Source organism: Flavobacterium alkalisoli (genome assembly GCF_008000935.1).
GTDB lineage: Bacteria > Bacteroidota > Bacteroidia > Flavobacteriales > Flavobacteriaceae > Flavobacterium > Flavobacterium alkalisoli.
In genome coordinates, this window is sequence record NZ_CP042831.1 from 1 (window position 1) to 23,543 (window position 23,543).

Consider the following 23,543-nt stretch of genomic DNA (forward strand, 5'->3'; position numbering starts at 1 on the left):
AAATTGTTTACATATTTGTTCTCTCGTACAGGGGTAAAATCCTGTTCATTTTCTTTTGCAAAACAACCAATAATAAACATTTAATTTTCAGATATATGACTAAAACTGCGCAATCGGTATGGGAAAACTGTCTGGTGTTCATAAAAGACAATATTCAGGATCAGGCATACAAAACCTGGTTCGAACCGATTAGAGCGGTAGAGTTAACTGACAATGCTCTTTATATTCAGGTACCCAGTAAATTCTTTTATGAATGGCTGGAAGAACACTATGTAAAACTACTAAAGGTTGCACTAACCAAAGAACTTGGAAACGGTGCAAAGTTACTCTATAAAATTAAAATGGAGAACGTTTACGGTAACAAACAACCGTTTACCGAACAGTTACCAAGTGCCCATCGTACACCTGTTAAACCACAGGAGGTTGATGTACCATTGCAAAACAAAAACCCGGAGCTTAAGAACCCTTTTATCATACCGGGAATAAGAAATGTAAAAATCGAATCACAGCTTAATGCTAACTACAGCTTTGACAATTTCCTTGAAGGAGACTCTAACAGGCTGGCACGTTCGGCAGGTATGGCTGTTGCCAATAAACCGGGAGGTACCTCTTTCAACCCTTTATTAATATTTGGTGGCGTAGGTTTGGGTAAAACCCACCTTGCACATGCCATTGGTGTTGAAATTAAAGAGAAGTTCCCGGAGAAGACAGTACTTTATATTTCTGCAGAGATTTTCACACAGCAATATATTGACTCAGTAAAAAGAAATACAAGAAACGACTTTATCCATTTTTACCAACTGATAGACGTACTTATTATAGATGACGTACAGTTCCTATCGGGTAAAACAGGTACACAGGATGTTTTCTTCCATATATTCAACCATCTGCACCAAAACGGAAAACAGGTTATCCTTACTTCTGATAAGGCCCCTGTAGACATGCAGGATATCGAGCAAAGGCTATTATCCCGTTTTAAATGGGGATTATCTGCCGAGCTTCACCAACCGGATTATGAAACAAGGATATCTATCCTTAACAACATATTATTCCGTGACGGTGTTGAGATGCCTGATGAGATTGTGGAATATGTGGCTAAAAACATCAAATCTAACGTTCGTGAGCTTGAAGGCGCCATTATCTCTTTAATAGCACAGTCTTCTTTCAACAAACGTGAGGTTACCATAGACCTTGCTAAGCAGGTAGTGGAAAAGTTCGTGAAAAATGTGAAGCGTGAAATATCTATAGATTACATACAAAAGGTAGTTTCAGATTATTTCCAGCTTGATGTTGACACGCTACAGTCTAAAACAAGAAAACGTCATGTTGTACAGGCTCGCCAGCTGGCTATGTTCTTTGCTAAAAAGTTCACTAAAGCATCATTGGCAAACATCGGTTCTCAAATTGGCGACCGTGACCACGCTACCGTACTGCACGCATGTAAAACTGTAGACAACTTAGTTTCAACCGATAAGCAATTCCGTAAATTTGTTGACGATATCAACAAAAAACTATCGATATAATGCCCGTTAAGATTTTAATGGTATGCCTGGGAAACATTTGCCGTTCTCCCCTGGCAGAAGGTATTTTACAATCTAAACTCCCTACAGGAAAATTTGTTGTGGATTCTGCCGGAACAGGTGGTTGGCACGTAGGCGAACAGCCCGATAAGCGCTCAATAACCACAGCCAAAAACCGTGGACTGGATATCAGCTGTCAAAAGGCAAGACAATTTAAAACATCCGACTTTACTGAGTTTGACCATATATTTGTTATGGATGGCTCTAATCTTAAAGATGTTTTAAGGCTTGCACCTAACGACAAGGCAAGAACTAAAGTAAGCCTGATGATGGATGCACTGCATCCGGGACAGGGAGTTAATGTGCCCGATCCTTACTACGGAGGACCTGAAGGTTTTGACAATGTTTACGACATGCTGGACGAAGCCTGCGAAATTGTAGCTGCCAAACTTATAAAAGAACACGCCTGATGAATACGATAGGAAAACTATATCTGTTACCAGTACCTCTTGGCCCCGATGCCAACCCAAAAGAGGTTCTTCCGGAAACGGTAGAGAAATCTATTGAGTTTATTGACCACTATATTGTAGAGAATGAAAAAACGGCTCGCCGTTTCATCAAGGCAATATTACCTACCAAAAAACAGCCCGAGCTAAAAATATCTGTACTTAACAAGCACACAGAACCTTCTGAACATCATGATTTTATAAAACCATGCCTTGAAGGTAAAAATGTGGGATTAATGAGTGAAGCGGGTTGCCCCGGTGTAGCCGATCCCGGTGCTGCTATAGTTAAGATAGCTCACGAAAAAGGCATTCAGGTTGTACCGCTTGTAGGACCATCTTCTATCCTTTTGGCTATTATGGCATCAGGAATGAACGGACAAAGTTTTGCTTTTAACGGTTACTTACCTATAGATAAAGGTGAGAAGAAAAATGCGCTTAAAAATTTTGAAAAACTGTCGCACGAAAAGAGTCAGTCTCAACTTTTTATAGAAACCCCTTATCGCAACAACAAACTGGTTGAAGATATTTTACAAACCCTACAACCTTCTACCCATTTATGCATTGCCTGTGACATTACACTTTCTACCGAATATATTAAGACAAAAACCGTAGCACAGTGGAAAAAAGAAAAGCTGGACCTGCATAACAGACCTGCAATTTTTATAATACATAAGTTTTAACCATCAATAAAGTCAGTAAGTCTTATTTTCTTACCCATCCACTTGCCTTTACTGCTTTTGCCCCATATCTTCCAATGTTTTTCAGAAACCTTGAAAGGCAAATCTTGAATTAGCCTTTTAATATAATTTGAATCCGCGCCAGACTTCCCCAATGGAACTGTAAACCAAACAGAAGCTGAGGCTTTTTGACCTAATCTTATATAGACTTGAGAATTAAAAAATCTTTCATCAAAAGTTGGTATCTCATCCTGACATGGAAAAACATCTCCAACATCATTTTTAAAATAAAAATGATATAAAACCGAAAAAACTAAAGGATCGAATCTATCTTTATCAAGAGCATTAAACGATTCCAGAAGCTTAAAAGTTTCTCTCACCTCATGTTTATTAATTTTCCAACTCCAGAAATATTGCCTTCCTTCCGGATAACTAAAAGAACCAAATTTTGAAAAAAAACCAAATTTTCTCATTAAAACCCAAAGATTTCCCCATGTTTTATACAATCCTGAAGGAGAATTATAAAAAGTAAGTATACATTCTTTATCTATAAGCTGACCATACTTATTGAGCACAATTTCAGTTTGACTATACACATCTTCTATGCGTTTATTGTTAATAGAATGAGCACCACCAGAACTGATAGGCAAACCATTATAAGAAATAAATTGCTTCAACATTATTTTTTCTCTCTTTTCTCCTGCTCTTCAAGGATACCTTTTACATCAACATCAAAAACATATTTGTTTAAAACATCTACCACATCAGCAAACGAAAAACAGATTGCTATCTCTTTTTTGATAATATCGGCATCCTCATATTGGGTTATAATGCCCTCATCATAATCAATACAATACTGTATTTCTTCCTTTAGGCCTTCAATATGATATTCACCTGCATGTTCCCAAACCGGCTCCACTTCAAACTCAGGATTGTATAAAGTATGAGCCACCACTCTGTTTACAACAGTATCTTCAAACAAGTCAGACTTCAGGTAATATTTCCAGATATTACCCTGACTGTCATAAAGTAATGAATGATTGTCTTTTATCAGTAATTCTGTAGCCGGAGCTTTAGAAAGATTCTCTTCTGCCGGAATCAGATCCACATGATAAGAATCGTAAATATCAATTAAAGGAAAAACAGGCTTCATTTGGTTTAGATAGTTTACTTATAAAAATAACCTATTTATTTAAACGCAAAAACCTAAAAATATTTTTTCTTTATCCAAAAAGCAAGGTTAACCAATGCTATAAGCGCAGGAACTTCTACCAGCGGACCTATAACTCCCGCAAAAGCCTGACCACTGTTTATACCAAACACCCCAATTGACACAGCAATTGCCAATTCAAAATTATTACCCGCAGCAGTAAAGGATATCGCCGCCGACTGACTATAATCTGCTCCTGTTTTTTTTGCTATAAAAAAACTTGCCAAAAACATGATTACAAAATAAACCGCCAACGGAACAGCAATACGAAGTACATCCATTGGTATTTCCACTATGAGTTTACCCTTAAGACTAAACATTAATACTATTGTAAACAGCAAGGCTATAAGCGTAAAAGGAGAAATAAAAGGAAGATACTTTTTAGTAAACCATTCTTCCCCTTTAAGTTTTATGAGTACAATTCTTGAAAGTATGCCTGCAGCAAAAGGAACACCTAGGTAAAGCAATACACTTTGGGCAATTTCGCCCATGGTTATAGAAACTTCCATTCCCTCTATACCAAAGTACGGCGGGAGTATTGTTATAAAAACATAAGCATAAACACTGTACAACAGCACCTGGAAAACACTATTTAAGGCAACCAGCCCGGCAGCATATTCACGATTACCCTCTGCAAGCTCATTCCATACTATTACCATTGCAATGCATCGTGCTATACCTATTAATATTAGTCCCGACATGTACTCAGGATATCCTTTTAAAAATAAAATAGCTAAAAAGAACATAATCACAGGACCTATTACCCAGTTAAGCAACAGCGAAGCACCTAATACTTTTGTATTCCTGAAAACTTTGCCAATGGTTTCATATTTCACTTTTGCCAATGGCGGATACATCATCACTATTAGCCCTATTGCCAAAGGTATGTTTGTGGTACCACTGGAAAACGAATTGATAAAACTATCGGCATCAGGAGAAAAATACCCTATCATTACCCCAATAGCCATTGCAGTAAAAATCCACAAGGTTAGGTAACGGTCTAAAAAACCCAGTTTTTTTCTCTCAGCAGCCGGAGCACAATTAGTTACACTCATAAGAATAAATTTTCGGCAATATTTTCTGCCAATGAATACCGGTAAGAAACGACACTAAAAACCGACAGACAAAAGACAGAAAATATTACCGTGGCTATACAGCCATCATATCAATAAAATTTTTACAATACTCTTTTATCATTCCCCTAACCCTCCTAAATTCAGCAGCAATTTCTTCCTCACTACCCTCATATTTGGAAGGATCCGGAAAATTATAATGAAAACGTTCTGCTTTAGAAGGGAAAAACGGACAGTTTTCCTTAGCATTATCACAAACCGTGATAATAAAATCAAAGTCAATGGAACTATACTCCTCCACATTATTAGATGTGTGGCCTGATATATCAATACCATCTTCCTTCATAAAAGCTATGGCTTTTGGATTTACGCCATGCGTTTCAACTCCTGCACTATAAACTTCTGCCCTGCCGTTTGCAAAATAATTAAGGTAACCGTGAGCCATCTGGCTCCTGCAACTATTACCCGTGCATAATACTAAAATCTTATTCATATAATAAAAATTAACAACATCCTCCTCCCGGAGTACAACATGATTGGTCTTCAACTACTTCTCTTTTCTCCAGCACCCCACAAGAATCTGATGCTAAGCAGGCAGTATTCTTTACTGTAAGTACAAAATCTTTTCCGTCAAAATCAAGCCCGTACTTACCTATGGTCGTATCCTGATATTCCACTTCAATCTCGCTATCTTCCATACCAAGTACTTTTTCCGATAACGCTATGATGTTGCGCAGTTTCTTAGGTTTAAGTCTGTGCTCATAATCATTTGCATCCCATAGCTGAAAATTAGCAACTGTTTCTTTCCTAACTGTTCCGCCACAGTCTATAAAGTTTCTGGTAACTACACCTACTTCCGTTACATGAAAATGTTCCAGAACATAAGTACCTTTTGGCAATCTGAAAGTAACACCTTCAACTGTTTCCAGGATATTTTTTATTTCTGATAATCTCATAATTTTTTAAATTTTTAATTAACAACAGTTATATTTCTTTTTCGCCAACGAAAGAGAAACATGCTCAAAAAATGATTTAATTTTCTCGAATCCCGCCTCATCAATACAGTAGCATATAGCAGTACCCTCTATATTACCTTTTATGAGTCCGGCATTTTTAAGTTCTTTCAGGTGCTGTGATACTGTAGGCTGAGCCAGAGGCAACACCCCTACTATATCACCACATATACAGGAATCTACTTTAAGCAGATATTCTATTATTGCAATCCTTGCCGGATGCCCTAACGCTTTTGCCAAAAGGGCAAGTTTATTTTGCTCTTCTGTAAACTGATCTGATTTTGTTGCTCCCATAACTCTATTTATATATTGCAATATTACGATAAATAGTAATTCAAAAAAAATTCTAACATTAATTTAACATTAAGAATTAAACCGAAAGTACCCTTTAAAACCCGTTTATAAAAAAAGCCCTATTTTTGCGCCTTCTAAAAAAGCCTCCTACCCTAATCTATTAAAATACAATACTTTTATAATGAGCAAAATCTTTAATCTGTTTGATTTTTCACAAAAAGTAAATTATAAAAATGAAATCCTGGCAGGCCTGACTGTAGCCATGACCATGATACCGGAATCTTTATCATTTGCTATACTAGCAGGATTCCCTCCTCTTGTCGGGTTATATGCCGCCTTTATTATGGGACTGATAACAGCCGTTTTTGGAGGAAGACCAGGGTTGGTTTCAGGAGGTGCAGGCGCTACTGTAGTTGTACTTATCGCCCTAATGCAGTCGCACGGTATAGAATATGTTTTTGGCGCAGTGGCATTAGCCGGGGTCTTCCAGATTTTGGTAGGGCTATTCAAACTTGGTAAGTTCATCAGGCTGGTACCACAACCTGTAATGTATGGTTTTGTAAACGGACTGGCTGTTATTATTTTTATGTCTCAGCTGGAGCAGTTTAAAAATGGTGAGAGCTGGCTTAACGGAACACCGCTTTATATTATGGGTGGACTGGTAGCCTTAACCATAGGAATAGTAATGATTTTCCCTAAAATAACCAAAGCTGTTCCTGCTTCACTAGTTGCCATCATGGTAGTATTTGGGGTAGTTTTACTATTTAACATAAACACTAAAACAGTAGAAGATATTGCTTCTGTAGAGGGAGGCTTCCCTCCTTTCCATATTCCGGAAATACCTTTCACACTTGAAACCCTTAAAATAATATTTCCTTATTCACTAATCATGGCAGCAGTAGGACTTACAGAAGGACTACTAACCTTAAACCTTGTAGACGAGATAACCAAAACAAGAGGAAACAGCAACAGGGAATGTTTAGCACAGGGGGGTGCCAACATTGCTAACGGATTCTTTTTTGGAATGGGTGGCTGCCCAATGATAGCACAAACACTTGTTAACCTTTCGGCAGGATCAAGGGCCAGACTATCCGGTATAATAGCTTCGCTAACTATCCTGTTAATAATATTAGTGGGAGCACCTGTAATTGGTAAACTGCCAATGGCAGCTTTAACCGGAGTAATGATTATGGTTGCAATAGGGACTTTTGAATGGGCAAGTTTCAGGATTATAAACAAAATGCCTAAATCAGATATTATAACCGGTATACTGGTTGCCCTTATTACCATTTTTATGCACAACCTGGCACTTGCGGTATTGATTGGCGTTATAATATCGGCATTGGTATTTGCATGGGAAAGTGCCAAGCGCATACGCGCAAGGCACTATATAGATGATAACAGTGTTAAGCATTATGAAATTTATGGTCCGCTATTCTTTGGGTCAACTACTGTATTTGCAGAGAAATTTAATATAGATACAGATCCTAATGAGGTTATAATAGACTTTAAAGAAAGTCGCATAGCAGATATGTCGGCTATTGAAGCAGTAAACTCAATTACCAAAAAATACCATGAGGCAGGTAAAACGGTTCACCTGAGACACCTTAGCGACGACTGTATAAGGTTACTTAAAAATGCCGAAGCGGTTATTGATGTGAACATCATGGAAGATCCTACTTACAAAGTAGTAACCAATATTCACAATTAAACAGTACGCTTTTCAATATACTTGGAGTTCATTATGCGAACTATACCCATATAGTCCATAGTGAACTCTATCAAATCGCCCACCTTATATTCTTTAGGGTTTTCACCTAAATCCAAAACAACCATATCCGATGTTGCTCCTGCATATTTAATTTCGGCATCGGTAGCATCAAGGTGCTTCATATCTATATCCAGCAGGCCAATATCAATAATAGCCCTAATGGTGGTTTTACCGTGGTCGCTTTCATCAAAATCAAAACTTGTACCTTCAAGATTTGTACCCATTTCACCAGTTGGCACTATAGGCTTTTCATAAAGCTCAATAATTTCTGCATATAGTTTGAAGATATCATTTTCCATATGCTCAAACTTTTCGTTATTGTACACATCGGTACCCATGAAAAGGGTTTCGCCTACCCTGAAATGATTTATCCCCACAGGTATAAGCCCCTGCTTAACCAAAGGTATTGTTACAGATGAACCCCCTGATATAAATGGTATTTTCACATTGAATTTAGCCTCAACCAACTGCTTATATAAACTAAGCTGGATTAGCTTATCATTATTAGGAAGCACACCATAAAGACAGGAAAGATTAGTACCCAAACCTATGATTTCTATATTCTTCATCTGGAAAACACGCGAATAGAAATCAACAAAGTCTTCCCGCATTACTCCCTCGCGAAGTTCACCCAAATCAATCATAATAATAATCTTATGGGTTACTCCTTGTTTTTGGGCTTCTTTAGAAAGCATTTCAATAGTCCTGAAATCAGTATTCATACTGATGTCGGCATATTTAATTACATCATTAATTGCTCCTTTAGCCGGTGGTTTTATATAGATAGTCTCTACATTTTTATCAATAGCCTTGATCGTTTTAAGGTTACTGATTCTGGAATCCGAATACTGACTGATTCCCATTTTTAAAAGCTCTGTAAGGTACTCTTTATTACCACACAGAATTTTGGTAACTACAGACCAGTAAATATTATGCTCTTTAAAAAAGGAGTTTAAGTAATTAAAGTTTATTTTAAGTTTTTTTGTATCTAGTGTTATAAAAGCCATTAGATTGTTTTTTTATACCTCATTTCAAGGTATTTATTTGTAAATCCAAGATGTTCATAAAGTCCTTTTGCAGGATTATCCGGCTCTACGTGCAGGGCCACATCTCCTTTGGCAGATTCCAGGGCTTCCTGCATTAGTTTTTTACCAATACCTTTTCCTCTCTGGTTCGGGTCGGTAGCTATATAAACCAGTATATTTTCAGGAATATAACCTCCCATTCCGGTTTCGTTTATTACCACAGCACCAACAACCTGATTATTATCTTCCAGCCTTGCAGTAAGTACCAGCCCGCCTGTTGTTTTATTTTCCTCTTCGTTTTTATTCAAAGCATAATTAACAGCTTTATTAATATCATCCTCAGGATCGCCATATTGTTCTAAACTTTTATATAAAAAGTTAACAACTTCTTTTTGCATTTCATTAGCCAAAGGTTCATTTGGATGATATTTTTGAATTTTTATCATTCTTTTCTATTTATAATTAGTAAAAACGCAAGATAACCCTTTAAAAAACCAATTAAAAACTATTCCTGTTAAAATATGTTAATATTGGTTTTAAAGCCATTAAAATCACATTACAAATTTTAATGATTTTGTATTTTTGCAATATGGCAAAACTCATTAACCTAAAGACATTTAAAGAATTTTTTAATTCTTCATCAGGAGGAGGCGTAGTCCTCCTAATTTGTGTGGCAATCTCACTTATTATCGCTAATACCGAAATGGCATGGGGGTTTGAACATTTCCTCGAGCAAAAAGTAGGATTCCACAACGAGGCAGTACACTTGGAATTTTCAGTTATCAACTGGATTAACGACGGCCTTATGGCTGTGTTTTTCCTATTAGTAGGACTTGAAATAAAAAGGGAAATTGTAGAAGGTGAACTTTCATCACTTCGCCATGCATCCCTTCCGGTCCTGGCTGCTATAGGCGGAGTTTTGGTTCCTGCCACAATTTATTCGTTATTTAATGCCGGAACACCTACCGTACACGGTTGGGGTATTCCTATGGCTACCGATATTGCCTTTGCTTTAGGTATTGTCTCGCTACTTGGAGACAAAGTTCCTACAGGACTTAAAATATTCCTTGCAGCACTTGCTATTGTAGACGATTTAATGGCAATTCTTGTTATTGCCATATTCTATACCTCAAACCTGAATTTAGAGTATCTTATGTATGCAGGTGGTATAATGGTTATATTAATTATATTTAACAGACTACGACTTAAAAACCTGTTATTCTATTTAATACCGGGTGCTATAATATGGTATTTAATTCACCATTCAGGTATTCACGCTACTATTGCAGGTGTACTTACAGCATTAACATTACCAACAACTCCGGATGATAGCGAGTCTCCACTTGAAAAACTGGAGCATGCATTAACTAAACCGGTAAACTTTATCATCATGCCTATATTTGCGATAGCAAATACTAACATTACTTTTGTTGATGGTATGGTTGAAGGATTGGCTAGCAACTTAGGTTTAGGTATTGTATTAGGCTTATTCTTAGGCAAACCAATTGGTATATTTGTCATGTCGTTCATTTCGGTTAAGCTTAAAATAGCAGAACTGCCTAAAAATACGACCTGGACTCACGTAGTAGGATTAGGCATGTTAGGGGGTATTGGTTTTACAATGTCAATTTTCATAGCACTGTTATCGTTTAAAACAAGTGTAGATTTACAAACCGAAGCTAAGTTTGCCGTTCTGGTAGCATCAGTACTATCGGGTGTATGCGGCTTTGCATGGTTAAGCCTATACAACAAAAAGAAAAAGAAGAAAAAAGAAGCGTTAGCTGAAGCATAATAAAAAAGAGAGGTTTAAGCCTCTCTTTTTTATTTATTACTTCTTCCTGAATATCTCAACATTACTTACTGATAACCGTTCATTCAGCCAGCTCTTAAGTCTTTTCTTTTCCTCGTCAGAAAGATCTTCAGGAGTCGGCGTTTCATACAGTACAGCCGTAACGCCTACTATACTGTCTTTACCGGTTGCAAGATCATGATGTGATACCGAGAATGACTTTATCTTTGGAAACAGTGATTTGGCTTCTTTTAAAAACTTCTTGTTATCAAAAGTGTTAGCTGCAATCTGCTTTTCAAGCTGTACTATCCTTAAATCCTTTTGGCTTACCTCGTTCTCTGTGCTTTTTATTTGCTTTAGGATATCACCTTTAAGCGCATTAAATCTGTCTGTACTATCCTGTCTTATTATAAGCCGTGTTCCTTTAAGGTATTCGTTATTGTCCATTCTTTCCTGCAGCTGGGAAATTTCATTCTTTTCAAAACGTTTTGTAAGAAAAGCAAGCTCCAGTTTTTTAGGAGCAGTATTAAAACTGGTTTTTTGATACACTACTGTATACCCTCTGTCTGTAAATTCATTATCAATAAAATTACCAACTGTTTTTTTAAACTGTTGTTCCCTGTATAATGAATATGCCAAATAGGACGCCGGTAAAAGCATTGCAAACGTAAGCATCGATATTATCAACTTAACACGTTTCTGCTGCCTCTCATCAACCTGTTTTTTAGGCGCATATTTAAGGTATTTTATAATTGCAAAAGTGGCTATACCAATAAAAACACAATTAATACAGTATAGATAAAATGCCCCTAAAAAGTAAGACCATTGAAAAGTGGCAATACCATATCCTGCCGTACAAAGCGGAGGCATTAAGGCCGTTGCAATAGCCACACCGGGTATAGGGTTACCCTTCTCTACCCTGGTTACCGCAATAACCCCTACAAGACCACCCGAAAATGCAATAATTATATCATATATAGTAGGTGCTGTTCTCGCTAATAATTCTGACTGGACATCTTTAAAAGGGGTTATCAAAAAATAGATGGTGGAGAATATGAGCCCTACTGCTGTTGCGTTAAGAAGATTTTTAAGTGACCTTTTTAAAAGATTAAAATCATACACTCCTAAAGCAAAACCCGCACCCACAATGGGACCCATTAAAGGTGAAATTAACATTGCACCAATTACCACTGCTGTCGAGTTAACGTTAAGCCCAACAGAAGCTATAATTATAGCACAGGCAAGTACCCATAAGTTTGCTCCTTTAAACTCAATGTTCTTTTTTACATTTTCGAGGATTTTTTCCCTGTTATCCTCTCCTTCATGAAGGTTTAAAATAGCCGCTATTCTTCTCATCTAATAAAATTGATTGTTGTAAAAAGTAAAATAACCATTACTTATAGTATCTATAAATAATGGTTACTGCAATTTATTACTTTTATAGGATATAAAAGGACTGTTTAAGAAAAAAGCATTCCTTTAACCCTTCGTTTTAATGTCTTCATTATATCTGTAGGGTAAGATCTTTTCCCCATAAAAACATCTGTCATTGCTTCAAAAGCACCCTGCCCGTATTTTTTCATAAAGAGATTTCTTATTTTAGGCTGATCATAAAAGAATTTAGCCATCAATACACCTACCTTAATTTCTGGAAGCAGTCTTTCTTCCAGTTTACTCATATAAATCTCCTCAGCTTTCTTTACATCAAGATTACTTTCAGCAATAGCATCAGCCACAAGCATACCGCTATAAATAGAATTCGAAATACCCTCAGCAGTAACAGAATCAGCAAATCCGGCAGCATCTCCCACTAGAAACACACTGTTTTTCACAAAACCGTCAGTCCTTGGACTAACAGGAATCTGAAAACCGTGCTGCTCTTCGCTAATTATGTTATCAATTTTTAGTGTTTTTGTCAAATATTCCTGGTAATAATGCTTAAGGTTAATTTTTGTTCTTTTACCTGAAGCAACACCTATAGATAAATGATTTTTTTTAGGAAAACTCCATGCATATCCTCCCGGAATGGCATCTACATCAAATCGAACCGATTGAGAAAGCCTTTCAAAATCTGCATCAGAAACTTTTACCTCATACTCTAATGCCGGAATTAAAAGCCTTGTCTCCTTATCCCATCCTGCCATTTTTGCTGTTGGACTTAAAGCACCATCTGCAGCTATAACAAAACGGGTTTTAATTTCCTCTTTACTTGTAGATAGAAATGCAAATTCCCCATTCAAATCAAGTCCTGTCAATTTACAATCATCAATAACAACTCCACCTTTTTCAGTAACCTTTTTAACTAAAAAATTATCAAAGGTATCTCGCATCACCATTGTAATAACAGGCTGATCACGCTCGGTAACAAAATGGAAATTATCACCTACTAAATCTACTTTATAAAACTCTCTTTCTGCAACTTCGGCAATATCAAATGGCAGCATTTTAACTCCCCTATATACAAAACCACCGCCACAAGTCTTATAACGGGGAAGAGTTTCTTTTTCTAACACAGCAACCGAAATTCCTTTTTCAGCCAGCTTAAAAGCAGCAGCAGCCCCTGCCGGACCACTACCTACAATAACAACATCAAAATATTTCATTCAAATTTATAATAAGGTCAGTTTTTAATGGCCGAAGATAGATAAATTTAATCTTTCCTCCCCATTATCACATTGTAAACAACAAGCATAAAATACTGATAATAATTAAATAAACTTTAATAATTAAAAAAATATTTAAATTTTAAATGTTATATTTTTTTTAACCTTCTACTTTTCACTATATTAGCCTTTGCTAACCAGTAAGTTATATGAATACCCCACTTGAAATAGTAGCAGGAGCACTGCTCCTTATGATTTTTCTCATATACATAATAAATAAAATACCTATGTATAGAGAGGAAAGATTAGAACTGCTTACTAAGTATCGCAAGACTCAGAATACATTTCTTAAAGTTCAGGATATGCTTAGTGACTACATACTTAGCCATGACGCCATAGACCAGCCTATTATGCCTGGTGTTAGTTGTGGTGAGTATTTGCATGAAATGAAAAAGGAATTTTCTAAAAATCTTTCTAAAAACCTGTTATTAAAAATCAGAAGATGTAATAACAGAAGAGTTATTAACAGGATAAACTCTATGCTTAACGAGCAGAGCAACAAGCTTATTAAAACGAGAGAACTGATTAATCAGTTGCAAAAAAAAAGCTCTGATAATTCAGAGCTTTGTGCAGGTTAAATAAATATTTAATCCAGTTTTACTTTAGCATTAGGGTTTGCAACAATGTTTGAGGTATCATAACCTCCAAACCTTTTTATGTAGCTTCTTAACGAAGTTCCAAAACCATCTTTAAACCCTTCTGTACCGTTACTTCTAAGGAATTTTTTAACTGATCCTGCTCCACCTAGGTGGGCTGCAGCCAGTAATCCTGATTCGGTAATTTTAATACCATTAATTGTTTTACCTTCGTAACGCTTAATTTCTTTTCTTAGTTCCCATTTGTTTTTAGAAAGTAACGCTTTAAAAGCTCTTTCCTGCAACTTAGGATTGTTTAAAAACTCTTTAGTATCCTTAATACCTATAGCTCTTAAAGTACTCTTCCCAAACTGGTATTTACCCATGTAACCATAAGGATTTACCAGTTTATAAAGCCCCTGAGATTCTTTTATGGCTATCGCCTGTTTAAAACCAATGTAAGATTTCCCGGTAAAAGGAAAATTATAACTGGTTTTAGCAGTTTCGTCAATCGTTGGCACAGTATAGTTTGTAATCTCATCTTCTGAAAGGTGAAAACCTTCTATCCTGCCAAACTGTTTTGCATCGTTAGTTTTAAATCCTGAACTTACAATTGCAATGAAAAGGGATAACCCTAAAAAATAACTCCATTTTTTTATCATAAACACTGATTTCTCACCGTCTGTCACCCATGTGAAATTTCTCGATGGCAAAGATAACTAAAATTATTTGATTGATTTACAATAAATTAACTTTTAAATATATTTTTAACACTAATTTACTCATCCAAAAAAGCAAAGAATTTTCTGTAAACACTGTAAACAAAGGGCTCTTCGCAAAACCAAAAATTTTGTCAACATCAGATGTTCATATCTGCATTTTAACTAAAAATTAACCCCGAAAACGTTTTACCATTTTCGGGGTTTTATATTTTAAAAGGTTAAATCTTTAGCTTATTTTATTCCCATTTTGTTTACCCATGCAACATACTTTTGCCTGTTTACGGCGTGCTGTGCAGCAGTAACTGCAAACTCATGATAACCAAAGTTTGTTACACTGGCACAAAAGTAAATGTAATTGTGCTGTTCCGGATTTAATACCGCATCTATAGCAGAAATATCGGGCATAGCTATCGGCCCAGGAGGTATTCCTGTATACATGTAAGTATTATAAGGAGAATCTACTTCAAGGTGCTTAAAATATACCCTTTTAATTACCTGATCAAAATCGCCCGATTGCTTTTTAACAGCATAAATAACCGTTGGATCGGCCTCCAGCTTCATGCCTTTCTTAATCCTGTTAAGATAAACTCCTGCCACTCTTGGCCTTTCGTCTGCCTTAACGGTTTCCTTATGAACGATAGAAGCCAGTGCTATTACCTGTAATGGGGTTAAGCCCAGAGCCTCTGCTTTTGCAACTCTTTCCTCATTCCAAAACTTTCTGTACTCTTTAGCCATTCTCTCACGGAACTTGTTAGGGCTAACATCCCAAAAGAACTCATAAGTGTTAGGTATAAATATGCTAAGTATATTATCCTCATTAAATCCGTTCTCTTCCATAAACTGCTTATCTGTAAAAGCGGTATATAACGCAAGGCTATCCGGCTCAATCTGCTCTGCTATCCTACCAACAGTCTTAGCAAATGTTTCCTGATTATTAAACGAAATGTTTACGGTAACAGGCTGTCTAAGGGAGTTAATAATATCGTTGCTGTTCATGCCGTTTTTAAACACAAATTTACCCGCCTTTACATTCCTTACATACGATTTCTTTTCAGCTACCATCCTAAAACGATCCATGTTTTCAACATAGGGCTTTACAATTTGCTCTACATCGGCATACAGAGAACCGGTAGGTATGTAAATAGCTACTTTACTATCGGAAAAAGCTGTATTAGGAGAAAAGATATCTTTATAGATCTTATAGCCATATACACTGGCTGCAGTAATAACCACTAGAGAAAATATCCCTATAATTTTTCTAAGTTTCAATTTGCTTATTTTTGTTTGTGTATTAACTGATACAGGGCTTCATCTTTATACTGGTTATCAACTCTGTTCCAGTCTTTTTTAACCCCTATTTGCTCGAAGCCAAAATTAGTAAAAAGTGTGATACTTGCTACGTTGCCCGTATCAATATTTGCATAAAGCTGATGAAGCTGCAATCTATGGAATGCATAGTCAATTAAAAGTCCTAAAGCTTCCTTCCCAACACCTTTGTTTCGATGTTCCTCATTACGGATTATTATGCCTATCCCCGCTCTTTGATTTACAGGGTCAAGGTCAAAAAGATCAATTAATCCTAAGGCTGTAAAACCATCTTTTTCACAAATAGCAAGCCTTAGTTGTTTTGCCTCATAAATATCCTGATGTGCATTTTCAAGATACTGACGGATAAGAAAACGACTGTAAGGTGTCTGGGTATTGCTTACCTCCCAAATCTCCTCATTGTTTTCAATACTATATATAAACTCAAGGTCCTCCGGTTCAAGGGCTCTTAAAAATATAGTATTTCCCTGTAGTGTTACCATTCTACCTCGCCTTTAAACACAAACGTTGCCGGACCGGTTAAGAATACATCTGTAAATCGTTTATCGTTTTGCTTAAACGAAACCTTAAGTTCACCTCCCTGAGTATTTAGCTTCACTTCATCTGCATCGGTTTTACCTAAAACCTTCATGGCTATGGCTACAGCAGTAACTCCCGTGCCACAGGAAAGAGTTTCATCTTCTACACCACGCTCATAAGTACGTACAGCAAAAGTATCATCCTCTTCAGGGCTCACAAAATTGATATTGGAACCTTTTTCTCCATACAGGTCACTGTAACGTATAGAAGCACCTATACTTTTTACATTAAATTTATCAAGTTCTTCCACTATCTCAACATGGTGAGGAGAACCTGTATCAAGAAAAACATAATGCTCATATACCGATACGCTGTTTACATCTTTCATTTGTAATGAAACTATACCTTCATCATTCACCGTAGCATAATGCGGACCATCGGTCGCTATAAAGGTCGTTTCATCGTCAATTACACCAAGCATTTTAGCAAAAGCCACTAAACATCTGCCTCCGTTACCGCACATTGAACTTTCATTCCCGTCAGAATTATAATACACCATACGAAAATCGGCATTATTATCGTTCTCTAAAAGTATTAACCCATCAGCACCAATGCCAAATTTTCTGTCACATAGCTGCGCAACGAGTTTGGTATCATTTTTGGGAAATATATTCTTGCGGTTATCGATCATTACAAAATCGTTTCCCGTACCCTGGTATTTGTAAAAGGTGTATTGCATTTTATACAGGTATTTAGGCAAAAGTACGAATATTAACGACAACAGGAAATGAACGTTATCGCTTATATTATTTTATAACTTTTTACCATTAAAATTTTAAAAACTGTTAAGGATTATGAAAAGAATTTCAGGTTTATTCCTTGTGGCTCTTTTAAGTGGTGCCACTACCTTAGGAGCTTATAAACTGGTTTTTGATGACAATGCAAACGCATCGTCATTATCTGTAGCTCCTTCACAAGCTGTTTACGCTAAAAATGTAAGCTACCTTCCCGAAACGGGAGATTTTACAGCCGCTGCCGATAAGGCTGTACATGCGGTTGTTCACGTAACTAATGTTTCATACAGATCTGTCCCTAATAACTTTTTCTTTGGCTATGGCCAGAGCGAACCGCAACCTCAGGTAGGGACGGGATCGGGTGTAATTATTACCGAAGACGGATATATAGTAACCAATAATCACGTTGTACAAAACGCCAGCGAGCTGGAAGTCACCTTAAACAATAACAAGTCATACAAAGCCAAGTTAGTAGGTACCGACTCTAACATGGATATCGCCTTACTTAAGATAGAAACAGACGAGAAACTGCCGTATGCTACATTTGGTAATTCAGATGATATTAAAGTAGGCGAATGGGTACTTGCAGTAGGTAACCCTTATAACCTAAACTCTACCGTTACTGCAGGTATTGTATCGGCTAAGGCACGTAACCTGAGTAACGATGGCATCCAGTCATTTATTCAGACAGATGCAGCTGTAAACCCGGGTAATAGTGGCGGAGCATTGGTAAACACGAGAGGTGAACTAATTGGTATTAACACCATGATTACTTCTATGACCGGTTCTTATGTAGGATATTCGTTTGCCGTACCTTCTAACATTACAAGAAAAATTATTGAAGACATTATGGAGTATGGTAACGTGCAACGTGGTGTACTTGGTGTAAAAGGTGGCGAACTAAACAGCTATGCCTCAAAAGAATTAGGCGTAAGCGAAACACAGGGCTTTTATATTAACGATATTGTAAAAGGATCGGGAGCCGAAAAAGCAGGCCTTAAAAAAGGAGATATTATTGTTGATATCGATGGCAGGACCATTAATAGCTTCGCGGACTTAAATAACGCAATTGCAACCAAAAGACCTAATGATGTGGTTAAAGTAGGTGTACATCGTGACGGAGAACTGGTTAATTTACCGGTTAAATTATCTAAAAACGAGATAAACACATTTAAATATAATGGTCTCGAACTACAAGACGTAACCAGTAGCGACAAAAAGAAATTCAATATCAATTTTGGTGTTAAGGTTACCGAAATTAATGATGAAAGCCTGATGCCATATTATGACGAATTAAAAGATGGTATTATACTTAGCATAGGTAATGTTAAGGCTAAAGATGTGGATACAGTTTCAAAACTACTTAGCAACAGAAAGCCAAATCAAAGGCTTCGTGTTGAAATGGTTACCCAAAACGGGGAAATTGTACGATTCCTAATTTAAATTGATCCCTTATTTATAACGTTGTTGGGCCTCTGCAAAAATGCAGAGGCTTTTTTTATTCATCTAAACACAACACTCTCATAACCTAAAATAAATAGTTCCTGAGGTATTTTTGGCGCAAACTATACTCATGAAGAAAAAAGTTATCAGGAGACTGGAAATACTACTTCACATACTTACTTCGGTAATACTATTGCTAAAAGGTTTTGACCAGTTTACCAAAACAATATATTTTCCGGCAGTCATATTAATTTCTTTAGGGCTATTAGTAATGCTTCTTAATCTGTTTTGGAGAAAACTTAAAGTAAAACCAAAAGAAGCCCGCACCGCCTGCTATTATATCGAAACTCCTGCCCTACTGTTAATTTCATACATTATTCATCTTGAAGGGGTTCATACTGTACCCTATGCTTTTTTCATAGCTTCTTTACTATATGCCGCAGTTGGCTTTATTTCTTCTAAAAAATCAAAAAAAATCAACCGTCAGCATTTTTAATTATCAACCTATTTTAACATAAAAAAGCAATGATTATCAAAAAGTAAAGTATAGTTCTGCTATTTTTGTCTGTACAACTACTATACAGACTATTATATGAAACATACAATTACTTTGTTATCCTTTCTAACGGCAATGTTTTGCTTTACACAAGCTACGGCACAGCATTCTAAAAAAGAAAAACAAACTGCCTATTTCGGGAAAGCCCTTCCTGTAGACAGGAATGGCTATACTCCTTGTGTTAATACAGAATATGACAGCTATCTGGATGCAAAATATCCGGAAAGGCAAACCATACAGGAATTTGAAAACTGGATGGCTGCTAAAATCGAAGAAAGAAAAAACAGGTTTCAGTTAAAAACCACTAACGAAGTAATTACCATACCTGTAGTGATACACATTATTCATAATGGCGACCCGGTTGGTGTTGATGAAAACATTACCGATGAGCAGGCCATTTCTCAGATACAGGTATTAAATGAAGACTTTAGAAAACTGGCAGGCACTCCCGGCTTTAATGACCATCCTGACGGAGCAGACCTTGAGATAGAATTTTGCCTTGCACAAAGAGATCCCGGAGGTAGCCCTACAACAGGTATAGAGCATATTAATTTAGGCCAGGCCAGTTGGAACTCTTTTGAAGCAATTGACGGAACACTTAAAGCGGAAACCCAATGGGATCCTGAAAGATACCTTAACATTTGGGTATGCAAAATGGGCGGAGAAATGGAAGGCGTAGGCGGTTATGCCTATTTTCCTCAGACATCGGGTTTACCTGGTTTGGCAGGATCGGAAGGAACTGCAGAAATTGACGGTGTGGTACTTGCTTACTATGGTATAGGATCGGAAGATATCTATCCTGAAGGAACCTATTCATTTGGTCGCGACAAAGGCCGAAGTGCCTCACATGAATTTGGTCATTTCTTTGGACTTCGTCATATTTGGGGTGATGACAACAGCTGTTCTGCAACTGACTATTGTGATGACACTCCTCCGGTTGTTGGTCTTCACTTTGCCTGCAGTGAAGCAGATACCTGTACTGAAGACAATAAAGTTGATATGATAGAAAATCATATGGACTATACCCTGGACGAATGTAAAAACATTTTTACTAACGACCAGAAAGAAAGAGTAATGACTGTACTTGAAAACTCACCAAGAAGGATGTCTCTTGCTAACTCAAACGGATGTGTTGCTCCTGAAAATGTAGAATATGACGGCTCATTATTTATTGAAGATATCGACACCGGTTGTTCTCAAAATTTCAATACTCAATTAAGACTTACTAACATTGGTAGCGAGACCATAACTCAGGCTGTAATTAACTACAGGATTGATAATGGTGACACACAAACATATAACTGGAGCGGAAACCTTGAAACCAATGCTTTTGAAACAATTACTATAAATGAACTGTCGGCTTCTGCCGGTGACCACATTTTTTATGCTGATATAATAAGTGTAAACAGTATTACAGATAACTACGGATTTAATGACGCTAAACAAAGAAGTTTTGCTTATGCCGAAGGTTTTGTTTATGATACTGAAACTATAACGCTTAACCTGCAAAATGATGCATGGGGAAGCGAAGTTACCTGGGTCTTTAAAAACAGTTCCGGTGAGATTTTATACTCGGGTGGGCCTTATGAAGATGAAGAAGAGACAATGCCTCCATTAATTACAGAAGTTTTTGAAGTTGAAAGCAATGAATGTTACACTTTCACTATAAAAGATGAATTTGGTGACGGCATCTGTTGCTTCTCGGGTAATGGTTATTACAGTCTTATTACAGATGACAATACAACTCTTGTTACCAACGGCGATTATGGCTTTGGCGATAAAGTAAGCTTTAACAAGCCTGTTGAAATGGGTATTAATGATTACACTCTACAGGGACTATCTGTCTATCCTAATCCCGTTAATGATGCTTTATACATAAGTTCGAAGCTTACGGGTAATGCATCTTATACCATTTATAATAATCTTGGACAGATTGTAGCTAACGGAAATACTAGCCTAAACAACAATACAGGTATAAATACATCTGGATTAAGCCAAGGCATTTATATCATAAAGATAAACAGTGATGTAAAAGACAAGTCCTTTAAGTTTATTAAACAGTAATAATAAAGAAGGATTATAAAACAAAAAGGGACGCTTATGCGTCCCTTTTTTCCCTTAACAATAATTAATTTTCTTTTTACTTTTTAGCAATTTTATAGTTTTTAAAGCTTTTTATCTTTCTATTACTTTACTAAATTAAATTAATACTTAAGCAGGATAATTAATGCAGAAAATGTAGATTTTCAAACTTCTTTATGTATTATAAAGCACGATTACTCTTAAAATCAACCTACGCTTAACACAACAACACTTAAAGCACTAATTTAATAATAAAACTTTATCTTCCCAAACCTAATATTTAATTATCATCATTGTTTTAACTTCATTAGTGATATTTTAAAAATAAATAAAAAACATTGAAAAAAATTTTTACGAAAACGTTTGAAATATATATTTTTGCAAACAAATAACACACTAAATATTTTCTATCTTCATGAACAATAATGTTTTATATGAAAAGGAACTATCCTTCCAGGCAGACAGACGCAGGGCAGGTGTAGAATTCATTAAAATCGTTAGCGACCTGTGGTACGACAAGTCAATTGAGCTGGTTTTATTCAGAAATCAACTAATCGACAGAAACGTTAGCGACATCATTAACCTGCATGAATATGCCGGTGAGTTTGTACAGAAACCTATAAATGTTTTTGATTCAGTAGAGATAGCACGTGCAATCCAGTCATTGGATTTACCACCATCGCGTATTGACATAGGTAAGCTTACTTATGAGTACCACCTTGAAGATGATAAATACAACGATGCTACAGCTTTTGTTGTAGACAAGTTAAAAGACGCCAGGCAAAGTAAAAACATACAACCTAAAGATGTTGTTCTTTATGGTTTTGGACGTATCGGACGTTTACTTGCCCGCGAAATGATGTCTAAAATAGGTAAAGGTAACCAGCTACGTTTAAGAGCTATTGTTACCCGCGATAAAAATGACGCTGTTCTTTTAGAGAAAAGAGCATCTCTTTTAAGATGCGACTCTATCCACGGAGATTTCCAGGGATCTGTTACAGCTGATGCAGAAAACAACGCACTTATCATTAACGGAACTACAGTTCACATGATAACTGCAAACGCTCCTGAAGATATTGATTATACTGAATATGGTATTGAAAACGCCCTTTTAATAGACAATACAGGTGCATTTACTACAGAGGAAGCTTTAAGACGTCACTTATCATCTAACGGTGTTGAGAAAGTTTTATTAACTGCTCCGGGTAAAGGTGTTCCAAACATTGTTTACGGTGTAAACCATAACGAATATAATCCTGAAGAAGTAGATATTTATTCTGCGGCTTCTTGTACAACTAACGCCATTACCCCTATCCTTAAAGCTGTAGAAGACACTTTAGGAGTAGTAAAAGGTCACTTAGAAACTATTCACGCTTACACTAACGACCAAAATCTTGTTGACAACATGCACAAGAAATACCGTCGTGGTAGAGCTGCTGCCCTTAACATGGTTATTACAGAAACCGGCGCAGGTAGTGCGGTTGCAAAAGCACTTCCTTCGTTAGCAGGAAAACTTACTTCAAATGCTATTCGTGTACCGGTTCCAAACGGATCACTAGTAGTGCTTAACCTTGAAGTTAATAAAGAAACTTCTGTTGAGGAAATAAACAACATAATGAAACATTACGCTCTTGAAGGTGAACTTGTAGAGCAAATTAAATATTCTTTAAACAATGAACTTGTATCGTCTGACATTGTTGGAACATCAGCTCCTTCAATTTACGACAGCAACGCAACAATCGTTTCTGCAGACGGTAAGAACATTGTATTATATGTATGGTATGATAACGAATACGGTTACAGCCACCAGGTAATACGCCTGGCTAAATACATTGCCAAAGTAAGGAGGTACACTTATTATTAATAGATGCGGACAGCTGCGGAAACGCAACTGGAAAAGCCGGCCCAAAAGGTCGGTTTTTTTTTATGCCCTTTTTTATAAATTAATAGTTATTACAAAACAAGAAAGCATAAAAAAACTCCCG

24 protein-coding genes are annotated in these 23,543 nt (G+C 36.6%); 10 read left to right on the plus strand and 14 right to left on the minus strand.

From position 1 onward, the window contains the following. Positions 1-95 precede the first annotated feature (95 nt). The 3 genes from dnaA to FUA48_RS00015 are packed head-to-tail and all read left to right on the plus strand — an operon-like array spanning position 96 to position 2,706. The gene (dnaA, locus tag FUA48_RS00005; RefSeq protein WP_147581530.1) at positions 96-1,523 is read left to right on the plus strand and encodes a chromosomal replication initiator protein DnaA; all 1,428 of its coding nucleotides are present in this window, start codon (positions 96-98) and stop codon (positions 1,521-1,523) included. Further along, on the plus strand, positions 1,523-1,990 hold the full coding sequence (locus FUA48_RS00010) for a low molecular weight protein-tyrosine-phosphatase (RefSeq protein ID WP_147581531.1): 468 nt from the start codon (positions 1,523-1,525) through the stop codon (positions 1,988-1,990). Before dnaA ends, FUA48_RS00010 begins: the two co-directional genes overlap by 1 nt. After that, positions 1,990-2,706 (plus strand): SAM-dependent methyltransferase, encoded by a 717-nt coding sequence (locus tag FUA48_RS00015; protein ID WP_147581532.1) that lies wholly within the window; start codon positions 1,990-1,992, stop codon positions 2,704-2,706. Before FUA48_RS00010 ends, FUA48_RS00015 begins: the two co-directional genes overlap by 1 nt. On the opposite strand, the gene FUA48_RS00020 is transcribed toward FUA48_RS00015, so the two are convergent. The 6 genes from FUA48_RS00020 to FUA48_RS00045 all read right to left on the minus strand — a co-directional run bounded on the left by FUA48_RS00020 (position 2,703) and on the right by FUA48_RS00045 (position 6,293). Further along, complete coding sequence (locus FUA48_RS00020) at positions 2,703-3,383, minus strand: hypothetical protein (RefSeq protein ID WP_147581533.1); 681 nt, start codon at positions 3,381-3,383, stop codon at positions 2,703-2,705. The two genes, FUA48_RS00015 and FUA48_RS00020, sit on opposite strands and share 4 nt — an antisense overlap. Next, positions 3,383-3,856: a hypothetical protein gene (locus FUA48_RS00025; protein WP_147581534.1), complete on the minus strand. Its 474-nt coding sequence runs from the start codon at positions 3,854-3,856 to the stop codon at positions 3,383-3,385. The genes FUA48_RS00020 and FUA48_RS00025 overlap by 1 nt, the downstream gene beginning before the upstream one ends. A 53-nt stretch (positions 3,857-3,909) precedes the next feature. After that, on the minus strand, positions 3,910-4,968 hold the full coding sequence (arsB, locus tag FUA48_RS00030) for an ACR3 family arsenite efflux transporter (RefSeq protein ID WP_147581535.1): 1,059 nt from the start codon (positions 4,966-4,968) through the stop codon (positions 3,910-3,912). Positions 4,969-5,062: 94 nt separating this feature from the next. Next, on the minus strand, positions 5,063-5,479 hold the full coding sequence (locus FUA48_RS00035; RefSeq protein ID WP_147581536.1) for an arsenate reductase ArsC: 417 nt from the start codon (positions 5,477-5,479) through the stop codon (positions 5,063-5,065). 10 nt (positions 5,480-5,489) lie between these two features. Further along, entirely contained in the window at positions 5,490-5,942 is a 453-nt protein-coding gene (locus FUA48_RS00040) for a DUF6428 family protein (RefSeq protein WP_147581537.1), read from the minus strand. Between the two features lie 18 nt (positions 5,943-5,960). After that, positions 5,961-6,293, minus strand: a complete 333-nt coding sequence (locus tag FUA48_RS00045; RefSeq protein ID WP_129751719.1) for an ArsR/SmtB family transcription factor — start codon at positions 6,291-6,293, stop codon at positions 5,961-5,963. Positions 6,294-6,474: 181 nt separating this feature from the next. On the opposite strand from FUA48_RS00045, the gene FUA48_RS00050 reads away from it, so the two are divergent. Further along, positions 6,475-8,004, plus strand: coding sequence for a SulP family inorganic anion transporter (locus tag FUA48_RS00050; RefSeq protein ID WP_147581538.1), 1,530 nt, complete (start codon positions 6,475-6,477; stop codon positions 8,002-8,004). Here the strand turns inward: FUA48_RS00050 and FUA48_RS00055 are convergent. Together FUA48_RS00055 and FUA48_RS00060 are read right to left on the minus strand one after the other, a co-directional pair. Then, a complete protein-coding gene (locus tag FUA48_RS00055; protein ID WP_147581539.1) occupies positions 8,001-9,071 on the minus strand; it encodes an alanine racemase in 1,071 nt (356 codons plus the stop codon). The genes FUA48_RS00050 and FUA48_RS00055 overlap by 4 nt on opposite strands. Continuing rightward, positions 9,071-9,535: a GNAT family N-acetyltransferase gene (locus tag FUA48_RS00060; protein ID WP_147581540.1), complete on the minus strand. Its 465-nt coding sequence runs from the start codon at positions 9,533-9,535 to the stop codon at positions 9,071-9,073. The genes FUA48_RS00055 and FUA48_RS00060 overlap by 1 nt, the downstream gene beginning before the upstream one ends. A 143-nt stretch (positions 9,536-9,678) precedes the next feature. Between FUA48_RS00060 and nhaA the strand changes: the two genes are divergently transcribed. Next, positions 9,679-10,881 carry a Na+/H+ antiporter NhaA gene (nhaA, locus tag FUA48_RS00065; RefSeq protein WP_147581541.1) on the plus strand — a complete coding sequence of 401 codons (1,203 nt, stop codon included), beginning with the start codon at positions 9,679-9,681 and terminating at the stop codon, positions 10,879-10,881. A gap of 36 nt (positions 10,882-10,917) precedes the next feature. Here nhaA and FUA48_RS00070 read toward each other — a convergent pair whose 3' ends face one another. Beyond that, positions 10,918-12,234, minus strand: a complete 1,317-nt coding sequence (locus tag FUA48_RS00070) for a TIGR00341 family protein (RefSeq protein ID WP_147581542.1) — start codon at positions 12,232-12,234, stop codon at positions 10,918-10,920. 104 nt (positions 12,235-12,338) lie between these two features. Then, positions 12,339-13,481, minus strand: coding sequence for an NAD(P)/FAD-dependent oxidoreductase (locus FUA48_RS00075; RefSeq protein ID WP_147581543.1), 1,143 nt, complete (start codon positions 13,479-13,481; stop codon positions 12,339-12,341). Between the two features lie 209 nt (positions 13,482-13,690). Between FUA48_RS00075 and FUA48_RS00080 the strand changes: the two genes are divergently transcribed. After that, on the plus strand, positions 13,691-14,119 hold the full coding sequence (locus FUA48_RS00080; RefSeq protein WP_147581544.1) for a hypothetical protein: 429 nt from the start codon (positions 13,691-13,693) through the stop codon (positions 14,117-14,119). 8 nt (positions 14,120-14,127) lie between these two features. On the opposite strand, the gene FUA48_RS00085 is transcribed toward FUA48_RS00080, so the two are convergent. The 4 genes from FUA48_RS00085 to dapF form a co-directional block, all read right to left on the minus strand. Continuing rightward, positions 14,128-14,778 (minus strand): peptidoglycan-binding protein LysM, encoded by a 651-nt coding sequence (locus tag FUA48_RS00085; protein ID WP_147581545.1) that lies wholly within the window; start codon positions 14,776-14,778, stop codon positions 14,128-14,130. A 291-nt stretch (positions 14,779-15,069) separates the two neighbouring features. Next, on the minus strand, positions 15,070-16,107 hold the full coding sequence (gene mltG, locus FUA48_RS00090; protein WP_147581546.1) for an endolytic transglycosylase MltG: 1,038 nt from the start codon (positions 16,105-16,107) through the stop codon (positions 15,070-15,072). 5 nt (positions 16,108-16,112) lie between these two features. Further along, a complete protein-coding gene (locus tag FUA48_RS00095; RefSeq protein WP_147581547.1) occupies positions 16,113-16,646 on the minus strand; it encodes a GNAT family N-acetyltransferase in 534 nt (177 codons plus the stop codon). Then, positions 16,640-17,422 (minus strand): diaminopimelate epimerase, encoded by a 783-nt coding sequence (dapF, locus tag FUA48_RS00100; protein ID WP_147581548.1) that lies wholly within the window; start codon positions 17,420-17,422, stop codon positions 16,640-16,642. The genes FUA48_RS00095 and dapF overlap by 7 nt, the downstream gene beginning before the upstream one ends. 115 nt (positions 17,423-17,537) lie before the next feature. Between dapF and FUA48_RS00105 the strand changes: the two genes are divergently transcribed. The 4 genes from FUA48_RS00105 (at position 17,538) to FUA48_RS00120 (ending at position 23,422) form a co-directional block, all read left to right on the plus strand. Continuing rightward, the gene (locus FUA48_RS00105; protein WP_147581549.1) at positions 17,538-18,920 is read left to right on the plus strand and encodes a trypsin-like peptidase domain-containing protein; all 1,383 of its coding nucleotides are present in this window, start codon (positions 17,538-17,540) and stop codon (positions 18,918-18,920) included. A 130-nt stretch (positions 18,921-19,050) separates the two neighbouring features. Continuing rightward, entirely contained in the window at positions 19,051-19,416 is a 366-nt protein-coding gene (locus tag FUA48_RS00110) for a hypothetical protein (RefSeq protein ID WP_147581550.1), read from the plus strand. A gap of 96 nt (positions 19,417-19,512) precedes the next feature. Continuing rightward, positions 19,513-21,540, plus strand: coding sequence for a M43 family zinc metalloprotease (locus tag FUA48_RS00115; protein WP_147581551.1), 2,028 nt, complete (start codon positions 19,513-19,515; stop codon positions 21,538-21,540). Positions 21,541-21,973: 433 nt separating this feature from the next. Beyond that, the gene (locus FUA48_RS00120; protein ID WP_147581552.1) at positions 21,974-23,422 is read left to right on the plus strand and encodes a glyceraldehyde-3-phosphate dehydrogenase; all 1,449 of its coding nucleotides are present in this window, start codon (positions 21,974-21,976) and stop codon (positions 23,420-23,422) included. The last annotated feature ends 121 nt before the right edge of the window (positions 23,423-23,543 follow it).

Bases quoted from the DNA above. Each gene is read 5' to 3' on its own strand.
- dnaA (WP_147581530.1), top strand. From the start codon at position 96: ATGACTAAAACTGCGCAATCGGTATGGGAAAACTGTCTGGTGTTCATA.
- FUA48_RS00010 (WP_147581531.1), top strand. From the start codon at position 1,523: ATGCCCGTTAAGATTTTAATGGTATGCCTGGGAAACATTTGCCGTTCT.
- FUA48_RS00015 (WP_147581532.1), top strand. From the start codon at position 1,990: ATGAATACGATAGGAAAACTATATCTGTTACCAGTACCTCTTGGCCCC.
- FUA48_RS00020 (WP_147581533.1), bottom strand. From the start codon at position 3,383: ATGTTGAAGCAATTTATTTCTTATAATGGTTTGCCTATCAGTTCTGGT.
- FUA48_RS00025 (WP_147581534.1), bottom strand. From the start codon at position 3,856: ATGAAGCCTGTTTTTCCTTTAATTGATATTTACGATTCTTATCATGTG.
- arsB (WP_147581535.1), bottom strand. From the start codon at position 4,968: ATGAGTGTAACTAATTGTGCTCCGGCTGCTGAGAGAAAAAAACTGGGT.
- FUA48_RS00035 (WP_147581536.1), bottom strand. From the start codon at position 5,479: ATGAATAAGATTTTAGTATTATGCACGGGTAATAGTTGCAGGAGCCAG.
- FUA48_RS00040 (WP_147581537.1), bottom strand. From the start codon at position 5,942: ATGAGATTATCAGAAATAAAAAATATCCTGGAAACAGTTGAAGGTGTT.
- FUA48_RS00045 (WP_129751719.1), bottom strand. From the start codon at position 6,293: ATGGGAGCAACAAAATCAGATCAGTTTACAGAAGAGCAAAATAAACTT.
- FUA48_RS00050 (WP_147581538.1), top strand. From the start codon at position 6,475: ATGAGCAAAATCTTTAATCTGTTTGATTTTTCACAAAAAGTAAATTAT.
- FUA48_RS00055 (WP_147581539.1), bottom strand. From the start codon at position 9,071: ATGGCTTTTATAACACTAGATACAAAAAAACTTAAAATAAACTTTAAT.
- FUA48_RS00060 (WP_147581540.1), bottom strand. From the start codon at position 9,535: ATGATAAAAATTCAAAAATATCATCCAAATGAACCTTTGGCTAATGAA.
- nhaA (WP_147581541.1), top strand. From the start codon at position 9,679: ATGGCAAAACTCATTAACCTAAAGACATTTAAAGAATTTTTTAATTCT.
- FUA48_RS00070 (WP_147581542.1), bottom strand. From the start codon at position 12,234: ATGAGAAGAATAGCGGCTATTTTAAACCTTCATGAAGGAGAGGATAAC.
- FUA48_RS00075 (WP_147581543.1), bottom strand. From the start codon at position 13,481: ATGAAATATTTTGATGTTGTTATTGTAGGTAGTGGTCCGGCAGGGGCT.
- FUA48_RS00080 (WP_147581544.1), top strand. From the start codon at position 13,691: ATGAATACCCCACTTGAAATAGTAGCAGGAGCACTGCTCCTTATGATT.
- FUA48_RS00085 (WP_147581545.1), bottom strand. From the start codon at position 14,778: ATGATAAAAAAATGGAGTTATTTTTTAGGGTTATCCCTTTTCATTGCA.
- FUA48_RS00095 (WP_147581547.1), bottom strand. From the start codon at position 16,646: ATGGTAACACTACAGGGAAATACTATATTTTTAAGAGCCCTTGAACCG.
- dapF (WP_147581548.1), bottom strand. From the start codon at position 17,422: ATGCAATACACCTTTTACAAATACCAGGGTACGGGAAACGATTTTGTA.
- FUA48_RS00105 (WP_147581549.1), top strand. From the start codon at position 17,538: ATGAAAAGAATTTCAGGTTTATTCCTTGTGGCTCTTTTAAGTGGTGCC.
- FUA48_RS00110 (WP_147581550.1), top strand. From the start codon at position 19,051: ATGAAGAAAAAAGTTATCAGGAGACTGGAAATACTACTTCACATACTT.
- FUA48_RS00115 (WP_147581551.1), top strand. From the start codon at position 19,513: ATGAAACATACAATTACTTTGTTATCCTTTCTAACGGCAATGTTTTGC.
- FUA48_RS00120 (WP_147581552.1), top strand. From the start codon at position 21,974: ATGAACAATAATGTTTTATATGAAAAGGAACTATCCTTCCAGGCAGAC.